This window comes from Vibrio sp. 1978, from assembly GCF_033344345.1.
Map to the genome: position 1 here is coordinate 81,741 of NZ_JAWPOP010000014.1, position 22,204 is coordinate 103,944.

Here is a 22,204-nt window from a genome sequence, read left to right on the forward strand (position 1 = left end):
CCGCCGGACTTACCCCTGCATCCCTAAGGCTCGTCCCTCACCAAGTTCTGCCGCTCAAGGCTGTTGTCCACCAGCGCTAGGACGATGCCAACAAACCCCCGTTGTCACCGTCCTAGCAGAATGCTGGTGGCCATATGAATCGCCTTCGGCGAGCAAAAAGAATTTGTATCGCTTTTCTTAACGGCTTCGCCTAAAAAGCTGACCCTCTATCGAGCCCTATTGTGTTGCCTTTGTCCTTCCCAAAGTCAATAAAATATGGGAACAATAATTTATAAAATATTGTGTTATCATATGGTATATTTGTAAGGGTTAGTATATAATAACGCCAGTTTAATCAATTATTTAAATGCTTGGGGGCATGTATGGAATTAAATACTTTTACACATATGGTTACTGGAGAGGAAACTTTTATACCTGCTATGGTATTCATCCCTAACACGAACCAGCGCTTATCAGTGATGTACTGCGAAGAGTTAAAGGCGGTTGTTTGTATCAATGGGGGTTTATTCCTACCAGCTGACACTGAAGCAGCTTGCAATGGAGGCGTTGCTGGTACTCTTCAACTAGCATCGGCTTATGAAGTAGGACAGAAAGAGGACACTAAAAAAACAATCAAGCTAGGCTCATGTGAACCAGGCACAGCAACAGAATTTGGTACTGTTAGTAAGTCAACAAACACAAAACAATATAACGCTATCGTCTTATACAACTCAATAACTGGGAGTATTCATTCAGCGTATGATGACGAAGAAAAGGCAAATAGCGCTTTTGATAAAATCTGGTCATTAACGCAGTTCCCATCAATGAGGCTCAAAAAGCTGACTTACTGGTCAGACATTGGTAAGGCTCATCAATACCTAGAAGGTGTATCAGTAGACTCTTGTTGTGCTTGATATCAACAACCTGCCCAAAGCGGCAGGTTGTTGATTTGCTCTCCACTAACAGGGTTCCCCTAGTCGCCACCGAGGCCCACCCGCCGGACTTACCCCTGCAGCGCTAAGGTTCGTTCCTCACTAAGTGCTGCCGCTCAAGGCTGTTGACCTCCAGCGCTAGGTCGTTGCCAACAAACCCCCGTTGTCACCGACCTAGCAGAATGCTGGTGGTCATAAGATTCGCCTACGGCGAGCTAAAAGCATTTGTATCGCTTTTCTTAACGGCTTCGCCTAAAAAGCTGACCCTCTATCGAGCCCTATTGTGTCGCCTTTGTCGGGGCTAATGTCAATCAAAAAAGGCAACAATAATTATTAAATATTTGGTGTTACAATGTGGTATTTTTTGGGGTGAGGGTGTATAATAAATACATGAAAACAAAGGCATAGTTTTCATGTTAACTGATTTTTAAATAGCTTGGGGGCTAAAATATGTCAATTGATAAAAACTTCGCATACTCACTTCCTTGTACTGTAGGTAAGCAATTCAAACCATTTCATCTAGTGAATGTTCCAGCTTCAGTATTGGTCTCACTACTAAACATCGATAACAAGGGTAGTGTACTTAAACGTAGCCAGCGAGAGGTAAATATGAAGCGAGCGAAAGATTTCGCGAAATACCTTGTGAACAACTATAAGCGTTTTTACATCATCCCAACTATCATTGGTGTGGTTGTGTCGAAGAAAGATAAAAAGCCTGAATTTGAAGAGGTTATGGAAGGAGCGCGAGTTGGTCTACTTCATATATCTATGGATAGTTCCATTAAGCTATTCGATGGCCAACATCGTTCTGTTGGAATCGACTTCGCTCTAGAAATGTTGTGTGATGAACTCGCCGAGTTAGGTTTTGATCTAGAGAACGTAGATGTTCCTATTATGCTATATACGAACTTGACACTTAAAGAGAGGCAGTTGGGCTTTTGTGACATCAACCAAAACTTGGCCAAACCTCAACAAAGTATTTCAGATGCCTTTAATACACGTGACCCTCTTCCATGTTTAGCTCGTTACATAACTGAGAACTGCGTTGCGTTTAAAGACCTGGTTGATATGGAGCACAATACGATCACCAAGAAGTCTGAAAAGTACTTTCCTTTGAAAGCTATCAAAGATATCAACCAAATCCTGCTGGGGTTGAGTAAGGAAGTAAAAGAAATCTCTGATTCAAAGTACCAGCTAGCAAACGAGTTTTGGACTACTGTTTCTAGAGCCATGGGTTGGGGAGGCTTAGCATTCAGCGATACGTCAGCAGAAGAATTCCGTAATACCTGTATTCTAACTCATGTAGCTACACTAAAGGCTGTTGCAGTAGCTGGAAATATCGCAATGAATCACTATGGCTCTCTCGAAGCAGTTCAGTGGGATAAGCTTGAAGAACTTAACTACTCACGCGATCTAGGTACGTCTGACTTTACTGGCCGCATCATAGATGACAAGAGTGGCAATATGTCAGTGAATAAAACTAGCATTGACTTGGCTGCAAATAAACTCCTTACAACCCTGGGTGTACCACTTTCTGAAGCACGGCAAAAGTTAGAGGATCAGTACTTTGGTTCTCAAAGTATGAGCGATGATAGTGGTGACATTAATGGAGCAACAGAACAAGCCGCTTAACCAAGCTTTAATTAGAGAAGCCCTGACTAAGTTCAGGGCTTTTTGTTGCGAGTAAACAATATAACGCATTCACAATTTTCTCTCCACTAACAGGGGTTTCCCCTAGTCGCCACCGAGGCCCACCCGCCGGACTTACCCCTAAGCACTAAGAATCGTTCCTCTTCAAGTGCTTCATTTAATGAAACCCTAGAGCAATCTGATTGCCAAAGAAAAGAATTTGTCATTCAGATTGCTACCCTAGGGTGCAAAAGTTTATCTCGCTCAAGGCTGCTAGACCTCCAGCGCCATAGAAATGCCAACATAAACCCCGTTGTCATTGCTATGGCAGGGTGCTGGTGGTCTAAATGAATCGCCTTCGGCGAGCTAAAAGCATTTGTATCGCTTTTCTTAACGGCTTCGCCTAAAAAGCTGACCCTCTATCGAGCCCTATTGTGTCGCCTTTGTCGGGGCTAATGTCAATCGAAAGGACAATACTTATTTTTCAATACATCGTGTTATTATGTGGTATTTAACTGGGTGGTTTGATATAATAAATACAAGTAAGTTACTGTTTATATTGTTAAATTGCTTGGGGGCATTATGAAGACAGTTATTCAAAACATTGAAAAAGTGACTATTGGTCATATAGTAGGCGGGGTTAAACAGGAGTCAGAAGTACGTCTATTAATCATTGAATCTAAGGACGTTGGCACGTTCGCTACATGTGTAGTAGAGAATGATGAATTTGGTACAAGCTTGTATGAGGTATGTAGCGTCAAAAGTCTAGACAACATTGTTGATGATGTTCAACAAGGCAGAAAGGTCGCGCTTAGTACATGGGAGCCTACCTTAATCCCTAATGTCGAGTATGTAGCGGAGCAGTTTGAGATCGCAGAGCTATTGAGTAACAAACCAAATCACATTAGTTTATTGAAGTAGGGGCACCACTATGAGAACTGAGAAACAGATTGAGCTAATTAGTAAGCACTATAAAGACCAGATCAGTGTATTCAGCGGAGAACCGCATCTAATGGTATGGACAGAAAAAGGAACTGGCTTTGTTTCAGTCAAAGAAATGTCTCAGAATAAATTCGATGAATTCTTGAAGGTTGCCCTTAAGCGTGAAGAAAAAGCTAACAATGAAGTTAAGCTAAAACAGATTTGTGCAGATTTCGGGGTTCTAGAAATACTTCAGTCAACGGCTCAATGGCGGGATTCAATCGAATCATTATTGACCTTGTTTTCTTTTGCGTTACTTCCGACACGCCTTGTGGAGCTAGAGAAGGAGCTTGAAAGAGCAGCGTTGTCATTCGACCATCAATAGATAAATATTGCTCAGATTTACTGGGCAATATTTGCTCTCCACTAACAGGGGTTCCCCCTAGTCGCCACCGAGGCCCACCCGCCGGACTTACCCCTACATCACTAAAGCTCGTGCCTCGCTAAGTGCTGTCATTGAAATTTCATTCAAACCTAAATCACTATGGACGCCAACAAAAATCCGTTGTCATCCATAGTGCAGTGGTAAGGTTTGATGAATTTCAATGTATCGCTCAAGGCTGTTAGACCTCCAGCGCCATAGCAATGCCAACATAAACCCCGTTGTCATTGCTATGGCAGGGTGCTGGTGGTCTAAATGAATCGCCTTCGGCGAGCTAGAAGCTTTTGTATCGCTTTTCTTAACGGCTTCGCCTAAAAAGCTGACCCTCTGTCGAGCCCTATTGTGTCGTCTTTGTCCGGTCTAAAGTCAACTAGAATAGTTAAGTATATTTTACTTTATTGTGTGTTCTAATATGGTATTTATAGTTGCGTTTATTTATAATACATACTCTGAACAAATAAATATCATAGGCTTGGGGGCAGTATGAAATTAGAAGTTATCATCAATAATTACACCATTATTTGCAGTCGTTTATTCGGTTATGTTGGGAAAAACAATGTCGGTTTAGTAGAGGGTAAGTTTATTTCGATTACCTATGAAAAGGTGATCAATGATTCAATATACATGGACTCAGACATAGCTTTTATCTTAGGTACTAACTCGGATATCGACACAAGACATAATATCGTAGAAATCCTAAGTTGCTTATCAGAGGAAGGGCATCGTGGTTCTTCTTTATCAAAAGTAATTTCAATAGGTAAGTTTCTTCTAGGGAAGAAGTTTAATGAACCTAGGTTAAAAGTGATGAAACAGTTTAGGGGAAAGACGGTTTCTACTTATGAATGGGATGTGTCAGGACAACCCTTAATAATCGAACAGACCAATGAGCCAGATTCATTATTATCTAGTTTCAAACTTATCTAGTGATATCTGACATATATCAATTGAACATACTAGCTAATTGAAAAGGAATATATTAAGGGTAGGGGGAACATATTGAATTTAGCAGCATTGTTATTACGCATTTACGCAGTAGCTGACGCTCTAACATTTATTTTTGAGCGTTTGGGTTTCTCAAATGTGGCTGATGCTTTTACAGTATTTGTACTAATTGTTGGGTTTGCAGAGGCTTTCGGTCTAATAGATAAAATTGTAGAAACTATCAAAACGAAAACGAGTACAAAGCAAAGAGTAAAATTGGCGATACTTTTAATTTTAATACTAATAACTATCCAATTGTAACAAGTAAATTTGTTTCAATTGGACGCTCTCCACTAATAGGGGTTCCCCCTAGTCGCCACCGAGGCCCACCCGCCGGACTTACCCCTACATCACTAAAGCTCGTTCCTCGCTAAGTGTTGTCATTGAAATTTCAATCAAACCTAATTCACTATGGACGCCAACAAAAAGACGTTGTCATCCTTAGTGCAGTAATAAGGTTTGATGCATTTCAATGTATCGCTCAAGGCTGCTAGACCTCCAGCGCCATAGCAATGCCAACATAAACCCCGTTGTCATTGCTATGGCAGGGGGCTGGTGGCCTAAATGATCTGCCTTCGGCAGCTAAAAGAAATTTCAACGCTTTTCTTAACGGCTTCGCCTAAAAAGCTAACCCTCTATCGAGCCCTATTGTGTCGTCTTTGTCTGGATAAAAGTCAATAATAATAGTTAAGTATATTTTACTTTTGTTTGTGTTTTAATGTGGTATTTTAATCTGGTTTTGGTATAATGGAAACAGTTGGGAATACTACTGGCGGGACAAAAAATGAAAGTAACAGTTCATAACTTCTACATCACTAACGGCAAGATTATTGGTCAAGTTGGTGATAACGATATGGGTTTAACTCAGGGGAGATTCTTTAGCGCGGAATTTCAGAAAAAAACTCCAAACGCTGTCTACTGTGAACTGGGAATAAAATATGAATTCGGCAAAGCCTCAGAAACACCTATCGGAGACCTTGTGAAAGAAAAGTTGTTCGATCTTCAATTCGAGATTACGCAGGGGTCAATAGTTGCTAAGGCACAAGAGTTACTGAGAGAAACGTTTGGTGTGGAAACTACGCCTTCTGTAATTTCAGAAGTCCAGTACAAAACACGTTTAGTACGTAAATTAGAGTGGTCATTCTTTGGTCGCAAGATCACCATGACAGAGTCAATTGATCACTCTGGATATAGCGAATTATCCATTTAAGCACTTAGGGCTAAAGCCCTAAATGCTTAATTTCCCGCTTCTTGGGGGTCACCCCCGACAGCTCGGCCCCAGCCAACCCGTCATCCCCCGATCACAATGCAATATCAAAGAACTTGACATTGATTATTTCGATCTATATTTTGGCGAAGCCCTTTTAATTATTTTAAATTTAAAAGTATTAAAATATTTTAATTCTAAAGAAGGGTCTGCGTTTTGTTTAACAGACTTGTTTTTCTCCCATATTTGTAAATATCAAAAATTACACTGTCCTTTTGGGCTCCTTTCTATGACCTTTAAGTGTCCGATTACTCTCACTGTGACGTAATGCTTTACTCACTTATTAAATGTCCATCGGGTATATTAGCTTGATTAATGCCATCCAATTGCCATTACAGTCCCACCAAATAGCCACTAATCGGTCAGGACAAAAAAGACCCTTTGCCAGGGCATATCTACAACTGTGAGTAATTAAGTGCTGTGGTGGATTTATCTTAAGTTATCAACTTAAGAGCATGTTTTAGCTTTAGACAGCTCAATGTGTGATGTTGCCAAAGCGATAGGTGCGTCCATTTTTAAGATGTTAAGAGACGTATCTTTTGAAATAATGTGAATATTTTGAGTGAAGGCCAGGGGGATGTTGGGGAGAGCAACTGAGGTCTACTTAGAGCAAGGAGCTCAGAACAATTTACTTTAAAATGAGGTTGGAACCTTAATGATAACCTTCCACCTTTGTATTCAGAAATTGAAAATACTATTTATTATTTGACCTATGTGAATAACGAGGTTGGCAAGCAAATGGCTAGTGTGGCACGTGGGGCCATCGACTGTCATCAACTGACTTAGTGTATAGACAGTCAGAGCCAAGTTGTGTTGTTCCGTTAGAACCTCACAAGCGAATGTTAGCTACAAATCAAAGTATTGAGCTCCCATGATGTTCAGATGATTAGGCAAAGAAAACGTCGGTTGCTTGATTCGGCTCTTGACGTATGTGCTAACGTAGAAGCACCAAACTGGCTTAACTGACTACATAAGCTTCCAATTGTCGAGGGCTTAAATTATATATATTTGCAGCCTAAATCGTCGATTTGACGAAGGCGGTGTTCGCGAACATTTTGCATCACTGTAATACGATTAAAGTCTCGGTCAATCATGGGATTTAGCATCGGTTGAGGTACTCAAAGCTCTGCATGTTCATTAAGTATAAGAGGACATATTAAAATTGCTCTTACACTCTTAGTGTATATTATCTATGTTATGTTAAATTCGCGACGATTGGAATTTTGTACACGTAGTTGTTACCACCTACCAAATATCAATAAGTTAGATACCTCCTTTTGAAAGTTGACTATGTGAAATCTCTTTCCCCTGTGAATTTGAAATTTGTGAGTATTAAACATAATGGCCATTTACCATAAAATAGGTTATCAGAAGATCTATTTAACTAAAGTTAAATAGATCTTCTGATAAAAAATAACTTAGTTTTCGATTACTCTTACTAAGATTCGAAGCAATATTTACTCATTTTATTCTTTGGTAGTTTTACTCTATGTCGTTTTTCAATTAACGTTGATACCTTGCTATTCTGGCAATATTCCCATGTATTTTGTCTAATCACTACATCGACTAGGTCTAAATTTAAACCTAAGTATTTTTGTACATTTGAACTGTCAGAAAATTGTACATATACCATTCGATTCTTTTTCGATATATAGAGAGATGATACTTCTATTTGGTAATTTCTCTCCAAGTTCTCCTTTAACTTCTCTCGCCAGTCTTCAATCAACACCTGCCTCCTAAAGTGAAAATATTTGAGGTTGTCACAGACATGCTATATATTGCATTTATCACTAAAAAACAATAGAGATATTTTACTATGTTTAACGACTGTTCAACACTATTTATTGGGTATGATGACGGTAATGCCCAACATAAGATCTCAGCTGAATCTGTTAAAACCTCCTTTCCTACACACATCCAACGTTCGACTGAACGTTTTGCGGTACTAGATGAAACCTTTTCAGTATCAAGTAATGCTCCTGTTCAAACGAAATTTACTTCTGCTGTTACAGGTAACGCTTACACCATTGGTGAGGTAAAACAACCTATTCCCAGGAACGATGACTTCTCCAATAGTGAAGCAGCTCAGGTTTTACTGCAGCATGGCTTAAATCAATTTGGAGATGAGTTACTCAATAAAAAGTACGTTCTTTGTACTGGAATGCCATTAAGACAGTTCTTTAAAACAGATGGGTCCGTCAACGAAAACAATGTTAAGCAAAAGATGCTCTCTATGCAGAGATCTTTTGATCACTTAGGTACTGACCCGGAATCGAAGCTGCGGAAGTCAAATATTGAAGCTCTACTTGTTCAGCCCGAAGCACTAGCAGCCCTTCGTGTATTCCTATTTAAGAGAGATGATTCAGGGATGTTGGTACATAACCCTGAATACATAGGAAAAACGATCGCAATCGCTGATCCTGGTGGTAAAACAACTGATATAGCTGTGTTTGACGATGGAACTATTGATATGGATCGTTCTGTCACCCAGGACATCGGGTTCAATCAGATTGTCAAAAAAGCATCCAACTACCTTTACGATTTAGGTTTCACCACACCCACACATCAGCAGTGCCGTAAGTTAATTGATGAAGGTATTGTTACAGTTCGGGGGGTTGAAAAAGATCATTCAGAATGGGCAGAGAATGCACGGAAGGAGCTAGCTAGTAAGATTTTTGGCGCAATCACTGATACCTTATCTAAAGCTGTAGATATTGATTTAATCATATTCATTGGAGGTACTATTGCCGCATTGCGTGAAGAAATTACACCTTTAATTGAAGAGTATTACGGTAAAGATAACAACTCATTCCTCATACCAGATGAAGCAGACAAGCTAAACGCTTGGGGCCTTGAGTTGTTTGCAGAGCTTTGGTACCAAAACAACAAAAAGAATAAGTAGGCAAAGGTCATGGGGCGCTTTTCATTAAAAGTGGAAATAAGGATACCAAATGATTACTCAACAGAATGCCGAGAGTTAGCGAATTCAAAATCAATAACTCTCAAATCGTTAGTCGAAGAGTTAATTAGAATTGGGTATTTCATCGAAGAGGGTGAGTTCGATAAGCTTATGTATTATTTTGATAACATCCTCCCTCATGAGATCAGAGACTGGGATTGGTGCCGCAACTTAGGGTTACACATTGATAAAGTAAAGAGAAGAGCTAGCATACACATAACGGATTCTTCTGTGTATCACCAAGGTCTCGTTCATACTTATTTGTCTGCACATTCCGAAAACGATCCCAAGCAAGCTCTTAATGATGTCAACCAACATGCTATCAATATGATGAATTCTGCTATTCATTTCCTTCAAAACCAAAGTAATAAAGAAAGGTTTAAGTGTAATGAGTACAAGACACTCGAAAATGTTGAGCAACATTTGGCTAAAATAGCTTCAAGTATTGAAAAGCTTTCAAACCACCCTATTGGCTTTAGAGCTGTTGAGGGGCAAACTGAACAGCCAGATGCTTTTTCTACGAAAGATGATTATCTTGAAAGTAAAGATGGTGTCTCTGATAGCTTAGCTATTGATAATTTCAACATGGAGTCATTGCTGATAGCTTAAGAAAAATGGGGCTAATGGGGCTTAGCACTGTTTAGTTAAGCCCCACTTTTGAAAGGAGTTGGTAGCGATTTTATTCGTCAAAGAGAGCCTCAATTTGTTCATTGTCTAAGTCCCCTTTCCGACTTTTGAACCTATTAAAACCTTGTTTAACTGTTTCTTTAACTCTTGCTTTAACAGCGTTAAAAAAGTCCTTCCAGTCGATCTTGTAATCTGAGTCCAATGTGTATGCAATAATGCTAGGAATTGAAGATCGTGCAACGCTATCCAGAACAGCCATCTCTTGTGGTGTCGGTTCCGCCTCTTCTAAATGCAATTCAAAAACCTTGATCGTTATGTACCACTTCTCACTATCGTAGTGTACTAAGTCACTATCGAATTTCGAAAGGAGAAATTTAATCTCGTTAGAACTTAGTTTATAGGTAGGGAAACCAACGACAATGTTCATGAATTTTGCAGCCATACCATTGTCTATTATTTTTCTTCCTGGAATCTGGCTAGCACTACCCTTTCTGAGCTCGTTTTTGATGTGTGAAAAACTACAACGCTCTGTGAACTTAGCCCTAAGTTCGACTAGGGTGTGTTTTGCTGCTCTATCTGCAATCGTACTTGCTTCAGTTATACTGATTTTTTTGTTCCTATTTTGTTTTAGCAAAATTGCTGTTTTAAGTCTTCTGGCGTATAAGCCAGGGAAACCTTCTAAGTCACTGTAAGGGTAATCGTATGCTGATTCTAAACATTGTTCATACAGTTCCACCCAAGGGCTTTTTAACTCTTCTAGCTCTACAGTCATTGTGAACTCCACTTTCTATTGTTTATAGTCCATTTATAGCATATATCTAATTTTATTAACACAAAGCTGACTTAACATTTGCTATAATATATAATAGAATTCTTAGCAATATGGTTATTACCGCAATATAATAAATACAAAAGTAGTAAACCTTTGATTTAAGGTGATAAGAATGCCAAAAACCAAAAAGTTACTTATCTCTAGGCTGGCAGACATTGTTCAAAAGATTGAACTACTAGAGAATCCCAAACGCAACGCCCGAATTTTAGAGTTGGCACTAGGGCTAAATGGTGAGGGTCCACATACTCAAGCTCAGATTAAAGAATTTCTTGACGTGGAGTACCCAGAAGCAACTGTTAGTACCGAAAGAATCCGTGTCATCAAGAGTGTACTTGTAGATTCGTTTGGCAAGGAACTAGTTAAATCGTGGGATGAGTTTTTCGAAAATCTGTTTGATTACCTGTACTCTCAGGTCCCAATTGAAATTGGGCTACTTGCCCAACGTTTAGCCGATCCCAAATATCAGAGTTTTAACCCCAAGCTTGGACATCAAGAAGCATTTAGTGAAAAACCATTTAATGTTTTGGGGCTGATGAAAATCCTAGAGTTCAGACCAAAAGTCGACACGAGACAACTCAAAATTAAGAGGCTCTATTTTGAGTTCAATGACACACGTATAAAGGGTCGTGAGAGAAATACTAAAGAGTCTACGCTTTTCCTTATTCCAAACAACTTTAACGTTAAGTTAGAAAACCTTCTTAACCACGCAGAACGAGCTGTAAAGTTCAATGGGATGATACAAGAGCAAATCTTACTACCTCTCATGCCTAAAAAGCTGCCTGTACATAAAAGAGAGGAATTAGCTCACTCTTTGCTTATCTGTCATAAGGATTTCATGTGGCTAGATGAGCGATTAGGCTACTTGACCCTAACTAACTCTTTAGATAATAGGATTACAAGATTTGCAGCTAAGATTTTTAAAGTTGTTGATGAGATTTCAATTGCCCTATTTTCATGCCAAATATCAAGAGCAGTACGGGCCCAAGCTCGCGCATTAAGAAGTGACTCAGATTTAGAGTTTCTACAAGAGCGCTCAAATTTATTGAATAATGTCTCTTATGGTTCTGACATACCTTTCAAAGTGCAAGACGCTTTAATGTATTTCGTTAGAGCGGGATTATGCACGATTGATGAGAGCAATACTCTTCGTCCTACTGAGCTGTTACTGGATAACGTTGATGTTTCTCTTCGTCGTTCAGAAGAAATAATGATGGACGTACTAAAGAATGCACCAAACCAAACGTTAAGTAACTCTGAATTCCGCGAGAAAAGCATAAAAGAGATATCTGAGAGGACAGCAAAGCTGTATGACGAACGTTTTGAAGATTTTATTGCTAAGGACATTATTCTTAAGAAAGACCAGCTCGTGCTTTTTAATAGGGATAGCGTTGACTCTTTAAAGAGATGCACTAGAAGCGCTATTGAATCTCAAAGAAGCATTTATAAAGGCGCTCGACAACCTCTTTATCTAAGACTAATTGAACTTGCCAGTTTATATATTGAACGAGCCAAGAAAGCTAACGCTTCAATTGCATCTAATCGTACACAGTTGAGAAAAGCTAAGGCAGATAAGAAGGTGAAGCTTGAGAAAATCGAATCTCTTGAATCAACCTCTTCTGACTTACGTTTGTTAAAAGCAGAGTGCTCTGATTTCTCGTTAAGAGTTGATAAGTTACAAGAGGAACTGCAACGATTAAACAGAAAAGTTTCTCAGTATGAAAAGGCAGGTGAATCTAGGAGATCTTTGTTGAACTCAGAACTTGAAAGGATTCATATTGCTGAAAGACACATGTCATTCTGCGAGCGATTGCTAACTACAAGAGACTCAATTTATGAAAAATCAATTCAAATCGTTGTCGATGAGCTTTGTTCTACTCTGATGTCACTCAAAAGTAGTGAGGTTGATGAAGAAATACTCAAATCCAAGTCAGACGTTGCTATTAACGATGTTCTCGGCTCAATTCTAAACAGAGTTGAAGGCATCGATTCTGAGTTTTCTAATGATCTCGAGAAGCTTAAATTTACTGATATTCTAATCTACCGTGTGATATCAGATTCGATTTCCTTACTCGATAGACTCGACTCTGAGCTACCAGAACCAAATGATAAATTTTCAGATTTGATATTGAATTTGATTTTGGAGTTACCTGAGGATTCCGATGGTAATAGGAGCACTACGTATAGCGAGTTTAAATCAGCTTTAATCGAAAGAGCTATCGCTGACGAAAGAAACCATGCTGTTGGCCACTTCAACCAACATAATAGCTATAGCCCCCTCTTTGTTCGTGTGAGAAAAGCGGAATACTCGTACGTAGGTACTGAAGCTTCTAAGCATGCTGACTTTGAGTATATATAACTAAGAGATCAGGAGTACAAATGCTAAAGATTTTTAACAAATTTATGATGTTACTTGCCCTATTTGCTACCGTAAGTTTGGTGTCATCAGTTGTTGAAGGAAATGCAGTCTTAGTCTTTATGACGTCGGCATTTGTACTTGGTTTGCTATGCATCATTCATAAGTTCAAAGGTGGAGTACTATCTCCTACCCTCTTAAAGGCCGTTGAGGTTGCAGTGGTAATTGTATCTATTGGATGTTTGCTTACAGCTCCTCCCGGCGAGGGATTTTACGTTTTAGCTTGGTTATGGACGACCGTGTTTTTCACGCTGTATAAAAAGGCCGATACTCATGTCTAATTCATTAAGCAAAAAAGTTAACATACGTGGGCCAAATAACTACCAGTTTTTAAAGTGGATTCTGGATGCTAACGATAATTTTTTGGCACTTAACCACTGCAATGACCCGGATGGTTTTCGTACAACATCTAAAGCAATTCAATCTCAGCTTAATAAAATTGATGAAACGGATGTACAGAAGATTCGGTCTACTTTCATGCAATTATTGGTTTTCTTTCCAGAGTCTAGAGTAGATAAGTTCGTCGGTTTGTTTCATGCTGCGAAATCTCGTGATAAAACTTCAACAACCACAATGGCACTGTCTAAGCTTACCAAAAAAAGGTTTGATTCCTTATGTAAGAGAGTAGCTAAGTCTTCAACGAATGATGAGTTTTTAAATCTGCTACTCGATTTAGCGGAGACAGAATATGGGTTGGATGAAAGTAACATGAGGTAGTGGTTTGGTAGGGCCCATATTACTATTCATATTAGAAAATAAAGCAGCTACGATAGCTGCTTTAATTTAAAAATTAATAGTTAAAAAACTGGGATTGTTGACTATGAATGCTATGTAAGAGCTTATCACTATATATGGCCCCAGTGGATACTGCCCTCTCGTTCCTCTTATGTATGTTATGACGATGAACACAAACATAAAGAGTATTGTGAGCATTGTTATCTCTACGCCAGCCCAAGCCCCTATACCAGCCCCCAGCCTTAAATCACCATTTGCCATTCCAATATTTTTGTAAAGCACTTTATGCATAGTATTGAAAAGGTAAAGAAGCCCATACCCTAATAAAGCACCGCTAAGCGATTCTTCGGAAGATAGATAGCCATACTCTGTACAAGCCAGAACCAAACCAGACCATAAAATGAAATTTGTTAGTTTTTCTGGTAGAAATTGACTCGCTAGGTCAACCAAAAACGCCATTGCTGTTAGGCAAAAGAAAATGAGCATTAAAAGAAACTGCTCAAATGAAGTTGCTATTTGGTATAGAGTCACCGTTGAAGCGGCTACGGTAATTTCTAATACAAATACCTCTTTATAAGTTTGGTTGTTTCCCTTCAGGCCACCAGCAATGCAGGAGAAAGGTACCCAGTATCCAACACTTTTGCATAAGCTAGTGAAGTCAAACCGTCCTTCACGGTTACTTGGTTCTAAAGAGTATTCAGGATAATAGGTGATGAGATCATTTCTGATCTCATCTTCTTCAATTTGTGGCAGTAATCCAGCTATGACATAAGTGATCTTTGCAATGAGACTACCAGTAATTACCAGGAACAGATAAGAAATCATTGTTATCTTGTAATCTCCATAGTTTCTTGCTCTTTGGAGTTCATATCAGAACGCGAACCATCACCTCTTCGCAATGTTGCTCTCCATGGCTTATCTAAATCAATCTCCGTTTTTAAAGGAGTACTAATTTCAGTTAGATTCTCAAATGCTTTAGCTACGAAGTAGCTGTATGGCTCACGTTGATTCTTCTTCGCTGTTCGAGGCATTTCTTTTGCAGCTTGTATTTCACGTTCTGCTACCAAACCAGCTGCTGCAGATTTTAAACTTGAAATCTTTAAGGACTTTTGTGTCCCATCTAGTGGGTCTTCATACAGTAGATTTTGTCTACTACTAGGGTCATTCTCAATAATACCTTTCTCTTTAAGATCGTTAACTACCTTCCTTACTCCAGTTTCGTGCAGTCTGGTAGCAACTTTGTTGTAGTATTTAGATAGTTCACCTGTATTACCCACAGGGCTATTCCATATGCCGAAAAGAGCTTGCCTAAGCGTATCCTCAGGTATTTGACGTTTTTCAATAGCGTCCTTTAGACAAATTCGACTAAAGTATATAGGGTCATTAGCGCCCTTAATTGGGCTTGAAGGCGTGGTAAGATATTCATGTACCTTTGCGTGTAGCTTTTTATCAAGAGCAGAAAATTTCGTCACGTAGCCTTGCTCATTGCGTGTAGATTCGATCATCATCCCCACTCTAGCTTCAGTCGCCAACCAATTGCCTATTTCACTAGCTTTAGATGCATATTCTTGTTTAGCTAAGTTGTCTTCAGGTTTTTTTATTGATACCAATACTTCAAGTGCTTTTTGAGTTAGCTCTTTGGTATCTGATTCTGGAGATGTCTTTGATGCGTATAGGAAGGCTGCTTTCTTTTGTATAGCTGACTGTCCTTTGTCGCCTACAAGTTCATTAGCAAGTTTCACATAAGCTTTTACATCAGGATTATCATCGAAGTCGAAGTCATTAATATTGACCTTTGTTGTCTCCGAGAATGTTTTGGTTACAACCTGGATAGGCTCCTCTGATTGGTTAGTCACTTCTACTTTATGTGGTGTCTCAATTCTACTTTTAACGTCATGGACGTCTATGGCATTTTTGGCTGCACTCTCAGCTATGTTTGTAAGTAGTCCAGTAAGATGGGCCACACTCTCCTTATCTGAGGATTTGAGTGACTGAAGTACTTTTAAAAGTTCCTTTTCTATCTCACTTTGGTGTTGTCCATTTCTGGATTCATCCTTTATCTCGTTTGCAGGAGCTGTATTTTCTATGTCAGGGCTTGTTGTGTCTTTTGACGGTATCGCATCTGAGGATGTCTGTTCACTATTAGGGTTATAGGAAGAGGAAGTACCATCAAGGTCTGGTGCAACATCTAGGTTCGCATTAAAGTTTTGGTTCTCAGAAAGCGCAATTTCCTCAAACATTTCGACTTGCGCCTGGATTGAGTTTGCGGCTCGTTGTTCATTCCAAGCTTTCTGCTTAGATTTATCGAATATAGACGTTAATTGTTCTGTTGTTGGCACATTAACATCTGGAGCTTCTACGTCTACTAAAGGTAAATCGATTTCACTTCTAACATTCAAAGTAGAGGCTTCTACAGTGGTTGTTGATTTCCAATATTTCGAACTATCGGCCCAGGCACCTACCGTCGTAAAGCTTGAAATTCCAACAAAAGTATCTTTTGGTGTGAACTGGTCACTAAAGTTAATACTTGTAGCATTTAGTTCATCTAACACTAGCTGACTTAATGATTTTGCCCCAGTATTAGTTTTTATTACTTGTTCATCGCTGTTTGGTGGTCTTGTTGTAGAGTTGACAAGCACATCTGTCGTTCTATCAATCTTCTCCATAGATTGCTCAGCCAAGGAACGCTCGCCTACCCCTGTAGTTTTCTGATGCTTAAGATCCAGTCCATCGGACTTGGGGTCAACTTGACCCAATTCAATACTTACGTCATTGATTGTCGTATCTATACTGTGTCTTTCTGCTTGACTTACAGATGATGGCTGTTCGTTAGATACGGATTGGACTTCCACTTCTTGGTCAGCTAACTCAAACAAATCTATTGTGCCCTGGTTTTCAACATGTTCTGAGCCAGCAACACTAATGGTTTGCTCTTCCTCATCTATGCCGAAATCATCAAGACCCCATTCAACGTCTTCCATACCTGAAAAATCAGGCATATCGCTCTCTAATGGGTCGATTGTTGAGGGTTTAAACGATGGGGCGTCAAGTTCAGATAATTCATCCAACCAGTCATCTGCATTATCGAGTAATTCTGGGCTATCCGTTTCTGCCTCAACCTCAATGCTCTCTTCCAGGTTATGATTGCCGTGAGTGAGTTCATCGGACCAAGCGTCAGGGTTAGTCAGTTCTTGCTCGTGGTTTACAGGCTCGTTGTCTGTTTCTAGGTCAATAGCATCAACTATATTTTCTTTGAGCTGTTCTAACTGGGCTCCCTCTATTTCAGGTTCCAGTTCATTCATGTCAAGGTTAGCTAATGTGTCAATATCAAAGTTGAAATCATCGACAATGGGTTCTATTTCATGTGTGGTTTCAATAAGATCATGGTCCAAGCCTGTATATTGTTCTCTGAAATCAATATCGAAGCCACCATCGGCAGCAAGCTCTGCGAAGTTGGTACTATCTAAGGTTAATTCATTATCGTTATCTAAACCTTCTGTATGGGCGTTTTCGATGTTGTATAGCTCAATTAAGCTAAGAGTCTTTGTCGGCTCTCCAGTTGATGCATTAACCCAGCTACCCTCTTGGTTCAACATTATCGGGGTATCATTTGATATTGGGAGTTCGTACGTCCCCCAATCTGTTGAATCAATTTGTACTAAGCAGGTTTCTAGTTCTCGAGAAAGTTGACCAGGTTCCTCTTGCAGTGGTGCTTTTGGCTGCAATAGCGGTAAATCCACAGGGTCGATTGTTGTTGATATAGGCGTTTCACCATGCTTTGAAATATAGTAAACGGTTGTAGGTATGGTGAATTTAGTGCCATTCAATGCGTCAATTTTATTCTCTGCAAGAGCCAATGAATCGAACTCATAGTTACCGTTTACAGCTCCATTAGGTGCAAATGATTTAACTGTGTAAGGTTTTGACTGCCGCTCAGCGGGTTCGATATAGAAGTTTTGATCTGCACTAGAAAAAGCAGATGTATCGATATCAATAATGTTTGGTTGAGAGCTGATTCTGTCAAGCTCATAAGCAACTTCATTACTGTCAATTTCTAATTCAGTTACTGGTTCAAGTTCGTTTGTCGTCGTACAATTTATTTTGATTGTCTGATTTGAGTTTTCGAGCTTTGCTTGTATCGACCTTGGGTCCACTAATGTAGACATTACTTCCGATACGCTGAGGCCGAATTCTTCCTCAAATGTCCTTGAAGTAGTTCTGTCTGGCTTACCATCTGCATCAATATCTCGTAATACAAAGTTTTGATCAGTAAGCCACTGATAATTATTGTTACTAAAATATATTGATTCGACTACAGCGTTGATGTCTTGTGCAAGGTCTGCTCTGCTGTTGTATCTCGGTTGTTTCAGCCCTTTGCTACCTCCGATAACAAGCTCACCATCTTCAGAAACTCTTATTGGTCTAGCAAATGTTCCCGTTTCATTCTCAACAAGCAAAACGACATCATGGGCCAATTGAATATCCCTAATATCGTTGTATGTATCTGCGGAAGTAAAAGGTACTTTTGATTCCTCGTCAAAGCATCTGTATGTTGAACCAACATATTCGAGAGCTTTGGTGTAAGCACTATCAAGGTTTTTTTCAGCTTGAGAAAACTTCTCATAAGCTATCTGAACTGCGTGTCCCTTTTCAATTTCTAGGTTTATTAAAATTTCTTTAGCGGTGTCTGCTTTCTCAATAGTTTGCCAATCTCCGTCGATGTGACGTTGTAGCGAATATGACACTATTCGTTCTATATTATGTTCATTAGGAGCTACGTTAGCTTCTTGAACAGGTAGCTCAGAGACTCGGTGATCTATTCGCTCTTGTTCTACGGATACTGCTTTTGGAGTTTCGAATTGCATTCCAACGGGAAAGCTAGTGGTTAGTAGGGTCCCATCGATGCCATATGCATCAAAGATATCAGTGAATTTATCTCTTTCTGCATCCAGAAATTTCCTGGGAGCGACATACTCTTTTGATGGTGTAGTATTGTTGCTTATTACCAGCTCTAACTGGTCTCCCATAACTTCTATAGCTTTATCATATTCAAAAATATCGAATAAATTATTGTAGTCTGTAGCCTTAATTGCAGTGGCTTCTGGAAGTACATCTAACTTTTCCCAATCAACGCTAAAGCTTTTTACCCCAAATTCGTCGTAAGCTTGAAGAGCGACCTTCGCGCCTGTATTCAAATTAAGAGCTCTAATCGAGTGTTCACTCGTAGGGGCTTTTAAAAAACAGTCATTATCTGAGGCGTTTAATAGGGGGTTGTTAGGGTAGTCCTGGCTGTACCGCTTTATTGCGTGAGAGATATTATTAGCAAACATCGCACAAACAACAGCAACATCTAAACCACGTTCCTTAGCGGCGATAAACAAAGACCCTCCATTAGCAAAGCCTTCACTCGTTATGATCGTTGTCTTAGGTGTAATATTGCCGAGTTGAACAAAATTGTTTTTCATGTCGTCATTCATGACTTCAAACATTTTGTTAGTGGGATTTTCTTTGTTCCAGGGAGAGCCATTATGGGCTAAGAACTGTAACCCTCTAGTCTCCTCCACATTAGGGCCCATTTGAATGCTAACCGCTGGTTGGTCGTATAAAGATGTTAGTCTCATCAGACCATGGAGTTCTGGATAGTTTAGTAAGGCCTCCAAATGTTTTTTTTGGATATAAGTGCCTTTTACGGAATCTTTAGTGAGTTCTGGTTTTTCGAAATTGGCATCAATTAAGGTTTTAACCTCGATCTCACGTTTAGCGTTAGCTTCAGCTATCTCTTGCATCTTCTGTTGATGCTTAAGCTCTGCTTCTTTTGCGGAGGCAGCTATTTTATCCGCTAGTTCTTTTTGACGAGTTTCGTGAGCAAGACGAGCTTGCTCAGCTGTTAGGTTTGCCTCGTTACCCAAAGGGGCACAAGGTAGACGTTCGCACCAGCCTTTGAAGTCAGGTTTAAAACTGATAAATGTAGAGTCTCGACCTATAAGCGAAATACCGACGGCAAGTGAGACCGTTGGCGTTATGTCACTCGGATTTTTGTCGTTGTAAAAAACCCTAATCCCAGCTGCAACCGACCATTCTGACTTTTTACCGCCTTTGTGGTGGAATTCCTTAGCGATACCTCCGACTTTTGCACCATTTTCACCAATAGTTGGAGAGTCAGCGTATGAGTTTAGGTCAATGTCAAAATCAACGCGCTTACCACTAGAGCTTGTGTACTTTTGACTATCTGCGTAACTTTGTATCTCACTTAAGTGCTCTTGAAACATATTTTTACCAAGAAGCTGCAGTGATTTAGTGTCTGCTTGATACGTTTCGCTCAACATTAGCTCATAAAGTTCAGCTTTGTGTTGATACATTTGAGCAGGATTAGCTAGTTCATTTTCATGAACCCCGTTATTTAGAGACTTTATGTTTTCTCTAACTAGCTTCTCTAATCTAAAAAGTGAAGAATGATCTATGTACCCAAGTTTAACTGCTTGGCTAGAGAACTCACTTAAAAGTGAATCTTGAGCTTTGTGAGTTTTATCTAAGATTGATGCTGAGTTGTGTTCTGGACTAAACCTACGTTGCCATGCTTCATATGCTTTGTTTTTAGCGGCCACATACTCAGGATTTTTATATACATCGTCTCCGGTAGCCCTGAGCTCACTTGCAATTTTTCCGAGCTTTTTACGCTCTTCAAAGAATTCAGAAATACCATTTTTTGAATAGACTTCAAATCCAGATGTTAGATGGATGGCCAATGCAGCGGCTTTAGCCCAATGAACTTCTGCAAATTCCCTCGAATAAGTTTCATTGAGACTTTTTGACTTTCCATTCACGTAATCGGAAAGCTTTAAACTAGCACCCATTGAGTTCTTGGAGCGTCCGAATGGATGTCCATAATCTCTCAAAATAGTTTTGTTACGGTCTTTTTTAGTGGCATAGACCGTGCCTCGGAGACTTGCTTCTAGTCTTTCTACAATGTTACTAGGTGTATTGTGATTCATAGTTCCCCCTACTCGCTAGTTTCATGTTCAATTTGGATAGGTCTAACGAGTTGCCCAAGTGCATGAGGTTCGCTTTGTCTATAAATAGATTGTTTATACGTGAATTTTTTTAGTGCGCCTGACTCTGTGGCCGAATAAACCCATCCGAACACCATAAAGCCATTTTGTGCTGCAATCAGTGCAGTATTGGCAATGAATTCGCTAGAGATTTCTCCAATTATTAGGAACTGCATACCTGAAGAAGCGTACTGTGAGAGTAAACTATTGATATCACCTGAGAGGTTTGTGTGAACAAGATCTGTTAAGTAGATAGGAAATGAATCTTCATACGCTAGAAATGTATCTCCATTTTCTTCATTCAAATGCTCTCGTACGCTATTGATCATTCCACCAAGTGGATCTTGTTTAATACTCCCGAAGCTTAACTGAACAATTCCCTCTTGAATTTCAGGAGTGCTTGTCTGATTTGTCTCTATCTCAAACTCAGATGTGTACATCATGTCCAAAATTAGGGTATAGCCGCCAGGGATAGGGATTGAGTTTATTTTAATGCCGCATTCAAAGCTTTCATCAGTATGTTCTGATGTAAGCATTTCTATAACCGTGAAACCTGAATACGGGGTTTCATTTAAAGCTTTGGTAGGTATGCCGGATTCTTGCAAAAATAGCTTTAACCCCTGATACATACCTAGAGAAGTCCAATCAAAAGATTCAGTAACCATTTGATTTAGACAGACGACTCTATTGATAGAGCTATCTATAATATTGAAGTGGATCTTGTGTATCAGGTGCTTTTCCGCAAAAGAAAGAAATTCAATACACCCTTCGGCCTGATGTGGTAATTGGTCTTCATATAGCTTTTCATTAACTTTCGAGAATACACTGGAGTCTATCCTAGAAAGGTTACGAACAATCTCACTTTCAGGTGCTATGGCTATATAGTAGTTATTTGCCATGACTTGTTCTTGTATGGCGATCCCTGTACCGGGAGCCGATGATTCGGTGGCTGTTGTAGGTAATAAGCCAGCGCAATCAAGCCAAAAAACGATTTCGTTAGAGTGGTTTTTGCTACTAATATCGAGCTGTAGTTGATAGTAATCATTTTCGCTAGGCAAAAATATTATGGGTTTATTGTTTAGGTTCAGAACAATTGATTTACCATCAGTGCAATAGTCATAGAGGTCCTTATACTTGTAGGCTTCTTTGTTTATTTCTAGTTGATACAAGCCATTGAAGTAAGGTACTCCTGATTTCAAGATAGATAACTTTTCTTTACTCATATTTAGGTGAGGAAACTGAATGCATAGTTCTTCAAGCGTCATATTGTTAAGCAAACCTAAGTCAACGCTATCTTCAATGTATTGATCTAGTAAACCAATGTGCTTTGCGATTCCGAAGTGCGAAAGCTTGCTGGTCTCTTGATGGAATCCTAGAAGAAATTTAAAGTTTGTTGGTACGTTTTCACTTTCCATTAACTCAATAAAATTGCTCATCG

Annotated in this window: 16 protein-coding genes; 12 read left to right on the forward strand and 4 right to left on the reverse strand. The window is 39.5% G+C overall.

The genetic code is table 11. The features are described 5' to 3' along the window. Window positions 1-362: 362 nt before the first annotated feature. The 9 genes from R8N49_RS14915 (at window position 363) to R8N49_RS14955 (ending at window position 9,719) form a co-directional block, all read left to right on the forward strand. Window positions 363-893, forward strand: coding sequence for a hypothetical protein (locus R8N49_RS14915; protein WP_025636817.1), 531 nt, complete (start codon window positions 363-365; stop codon window positions 891-893). Window positions 894-1,361: 468 nt separating this feature from the next. Then, complete coding sequence (locus R8N49_RS14920) at window positions 1,362-2,543, forward strand: DGQHR domain-containing protein (RefSeq protein WP_025636717.1); 1,182 nt, start codon at window positions 1,362-1,364, stop codon at window positions 2,541-2,543. Between the two features lie 579 nt (window positions 2,544-3,122). Further along, window positions 3,123-3,461: a hypothetical protein gene (locus R8N49_RS14925; protein ID WP_025636798.1), complete on the forward strand. Its 339-nt coding sequence runs from the start codon at window positions 3,123-3,125 to the stop codon at window positions 3,459-3,461. A gap of 10 nt (window positions 3,462-3,471) precedes the next feature. Further along, window positions 3,472-3,846, forward strand: coding sequence for a hypothetical protein (locus R8N49_RS14930; protein ID WP_025636800.1), 375 nt, complete (start codon window positions 3,472-3,474; stop codon window positions 3,844-3,846). A gap of 540 nt (window positions 3,847-4,386) precedes the next feature. Continuing rightward, window positions 4,387-4,827, forward strand: a complete 441-nt coding sequence (locus R8N49_RS14935; protein WP_025636794.1) for a hypothetical protein — start codon at window positions 4,387-4,389, stop codon at window positions 4,825-4,827. Between the two features lie 72 nt (window positions 4,828-4,899). Further along, window positions 4,900-5,145, forward strand: a complete 246-nt coding sequence (locus tag R8N49_RS14940) for a hypothetical protein (protein ID WP_025636793.1) — start codon at window positions 4,900-4,902, stop codon at window positions 5,143-5,145. Between the two features lie 523 nt (window positions 5,146-5,668). Next, window positions 5,669-6,094, forward strand: a complete 426-nt coding sequence (locus R8N49_RS14945; protein WP_025767165.1) for a hypothetical protein — start codon at window positions 5,669-5,671, stop codon at window positions 6,092-6,094. A gap of 1,873 nt (window positions 6,095-7,967) precedes the next feature. After that, window positions 7,968-9,053, forward strand: a complete 1,086-nt coding sequence (locus R8N49_RS14950) for a ParM/StbA family protein (RefSeq protein ID WP_025634167.1) — start codon at window positions 7,968-7,970, stop codon at window positions 9,051-9,053. Window positions 9,054-9,062: 9 nt separating this feature from the next. Beyond that, window positions 9,063-9,719, forward strand: coding sequence for a hypothetical protein (locus R8N49_RS14955; RefSeq protein WP_025634166.1), 657 nt, complete (start codon window positions 9,063-9,065; stop codon window positions 9,717-9,719). A 70-nt stretch (window positions 9,720-9,789) separates the two neighbouring features. Here the strand turns inward: R8N49_RS14955 and R8N49_RS14960 are convergent, their stop codons facing one another. Then, window positions 9,790-10,509, reverse strand: a complete 720-nt coding sequence (locus R8N49_RS14960) for a hypothetical protein (RefSeq protein ID WP_025634165.1) — start codon at window positions 10,507-10,509, stop codon at window positions 9,790-9,792. A 172-nt stretch (window positions 10,510-10,681) separates the two neighbouring features. On the opposite strand from R8N49_RS14960, the gene R8N49_RS14965 reads away from it, so the two are divergent. Genes R8N49_RS14965 through R8N49_RS14975 form a run of 3 tightly spaced genes read left to right on the forward strand, consistent with a single transcriptional unit; the run spans window position 10,682 to window position 13,699 of the window. Further along, the gene (locus R8N49_RS14965) at window positions 10,682-12,925 is read left to right on the forward strand and encodes a hypothetical protein (protein WP_025634164.1); all 2,244 of its coding nucleotides are present in this window, start codon (window positions 10,682-10,684) and stop codon (window positions 12,923-12,925) included. A 20-nt stretch (window positions 12,926-12,945) separates the two neighbouring features. Then, entirely contained in the window at window positions 12,946-13,263 is a 318-nt protein-coding gene (locus R8N49_RS14970) for a hypothetical protein (protein ID WP_025634163.1), read from the forward strand. Continuing rightward, window positions 13,256-13,699 (forward strand): hypothetical protein, encoded by a 444-nt coding sequence (locus R8N49_RS14975; RefSeq protein WP_025634162.1) that lies wholly within the window; start codon window positions 13,256-13,258, stop codon window positions 13,697-13,699. The genes R8N49_RS14970 and R8N49_RS14975 overlap by 8 nt, the downstream gene beginning before the upstream one ends. A 66-nt stretch (window positions 13,700-13,765) precedes the next feature. Here R8N49_RS14975 and R8N49_RS14980 read toward each other — a convergent pair whose 3' ends face one another. The 3 genes from R8N49_RS14980 to R8N49_RS14990 are packed head-to-tail and all read right to left on the reverse strand — an operon-like array spanning window position 13,766 to window position 22,202. Then, window positions 13,766-14,542 (reverse strand): prepilin peptidase, encoded by a 777-nt coding sequence (locus tag R8N49_RS14980; protein ID WP_025634161.1) that lies wholly within the window; start codon window positions 14,540-14,542, stop codon window positions 13,766-13,768. Window positions 14,543-14,544: 2 nt separating this feature from the next. Then, window positions 14,545-20,709: a hypothetical protein gene (locus tag R8N49_RS14985; protein WP_077202327.1), complete on the reverse strand. Its 6,165-nt coding sequence runs from the start codon at window positions 20,707-20,709 to the stop codon at window positions 14,545-14,547. Window positions 20,710-20,717: 8 nt separating this feature from the next. After that, a complete protein-coding gene (locus R8N49_RS14990; protein WP_025634158.1) occupies window positions 20,718-22,202 on the reverse strand; it encodes a hypothetical protein in 1,485 nt (494 codons plus the stop codon). Between the last annotated feature and the right edge of the window lie 2 nt (window positions 22,203-22,204).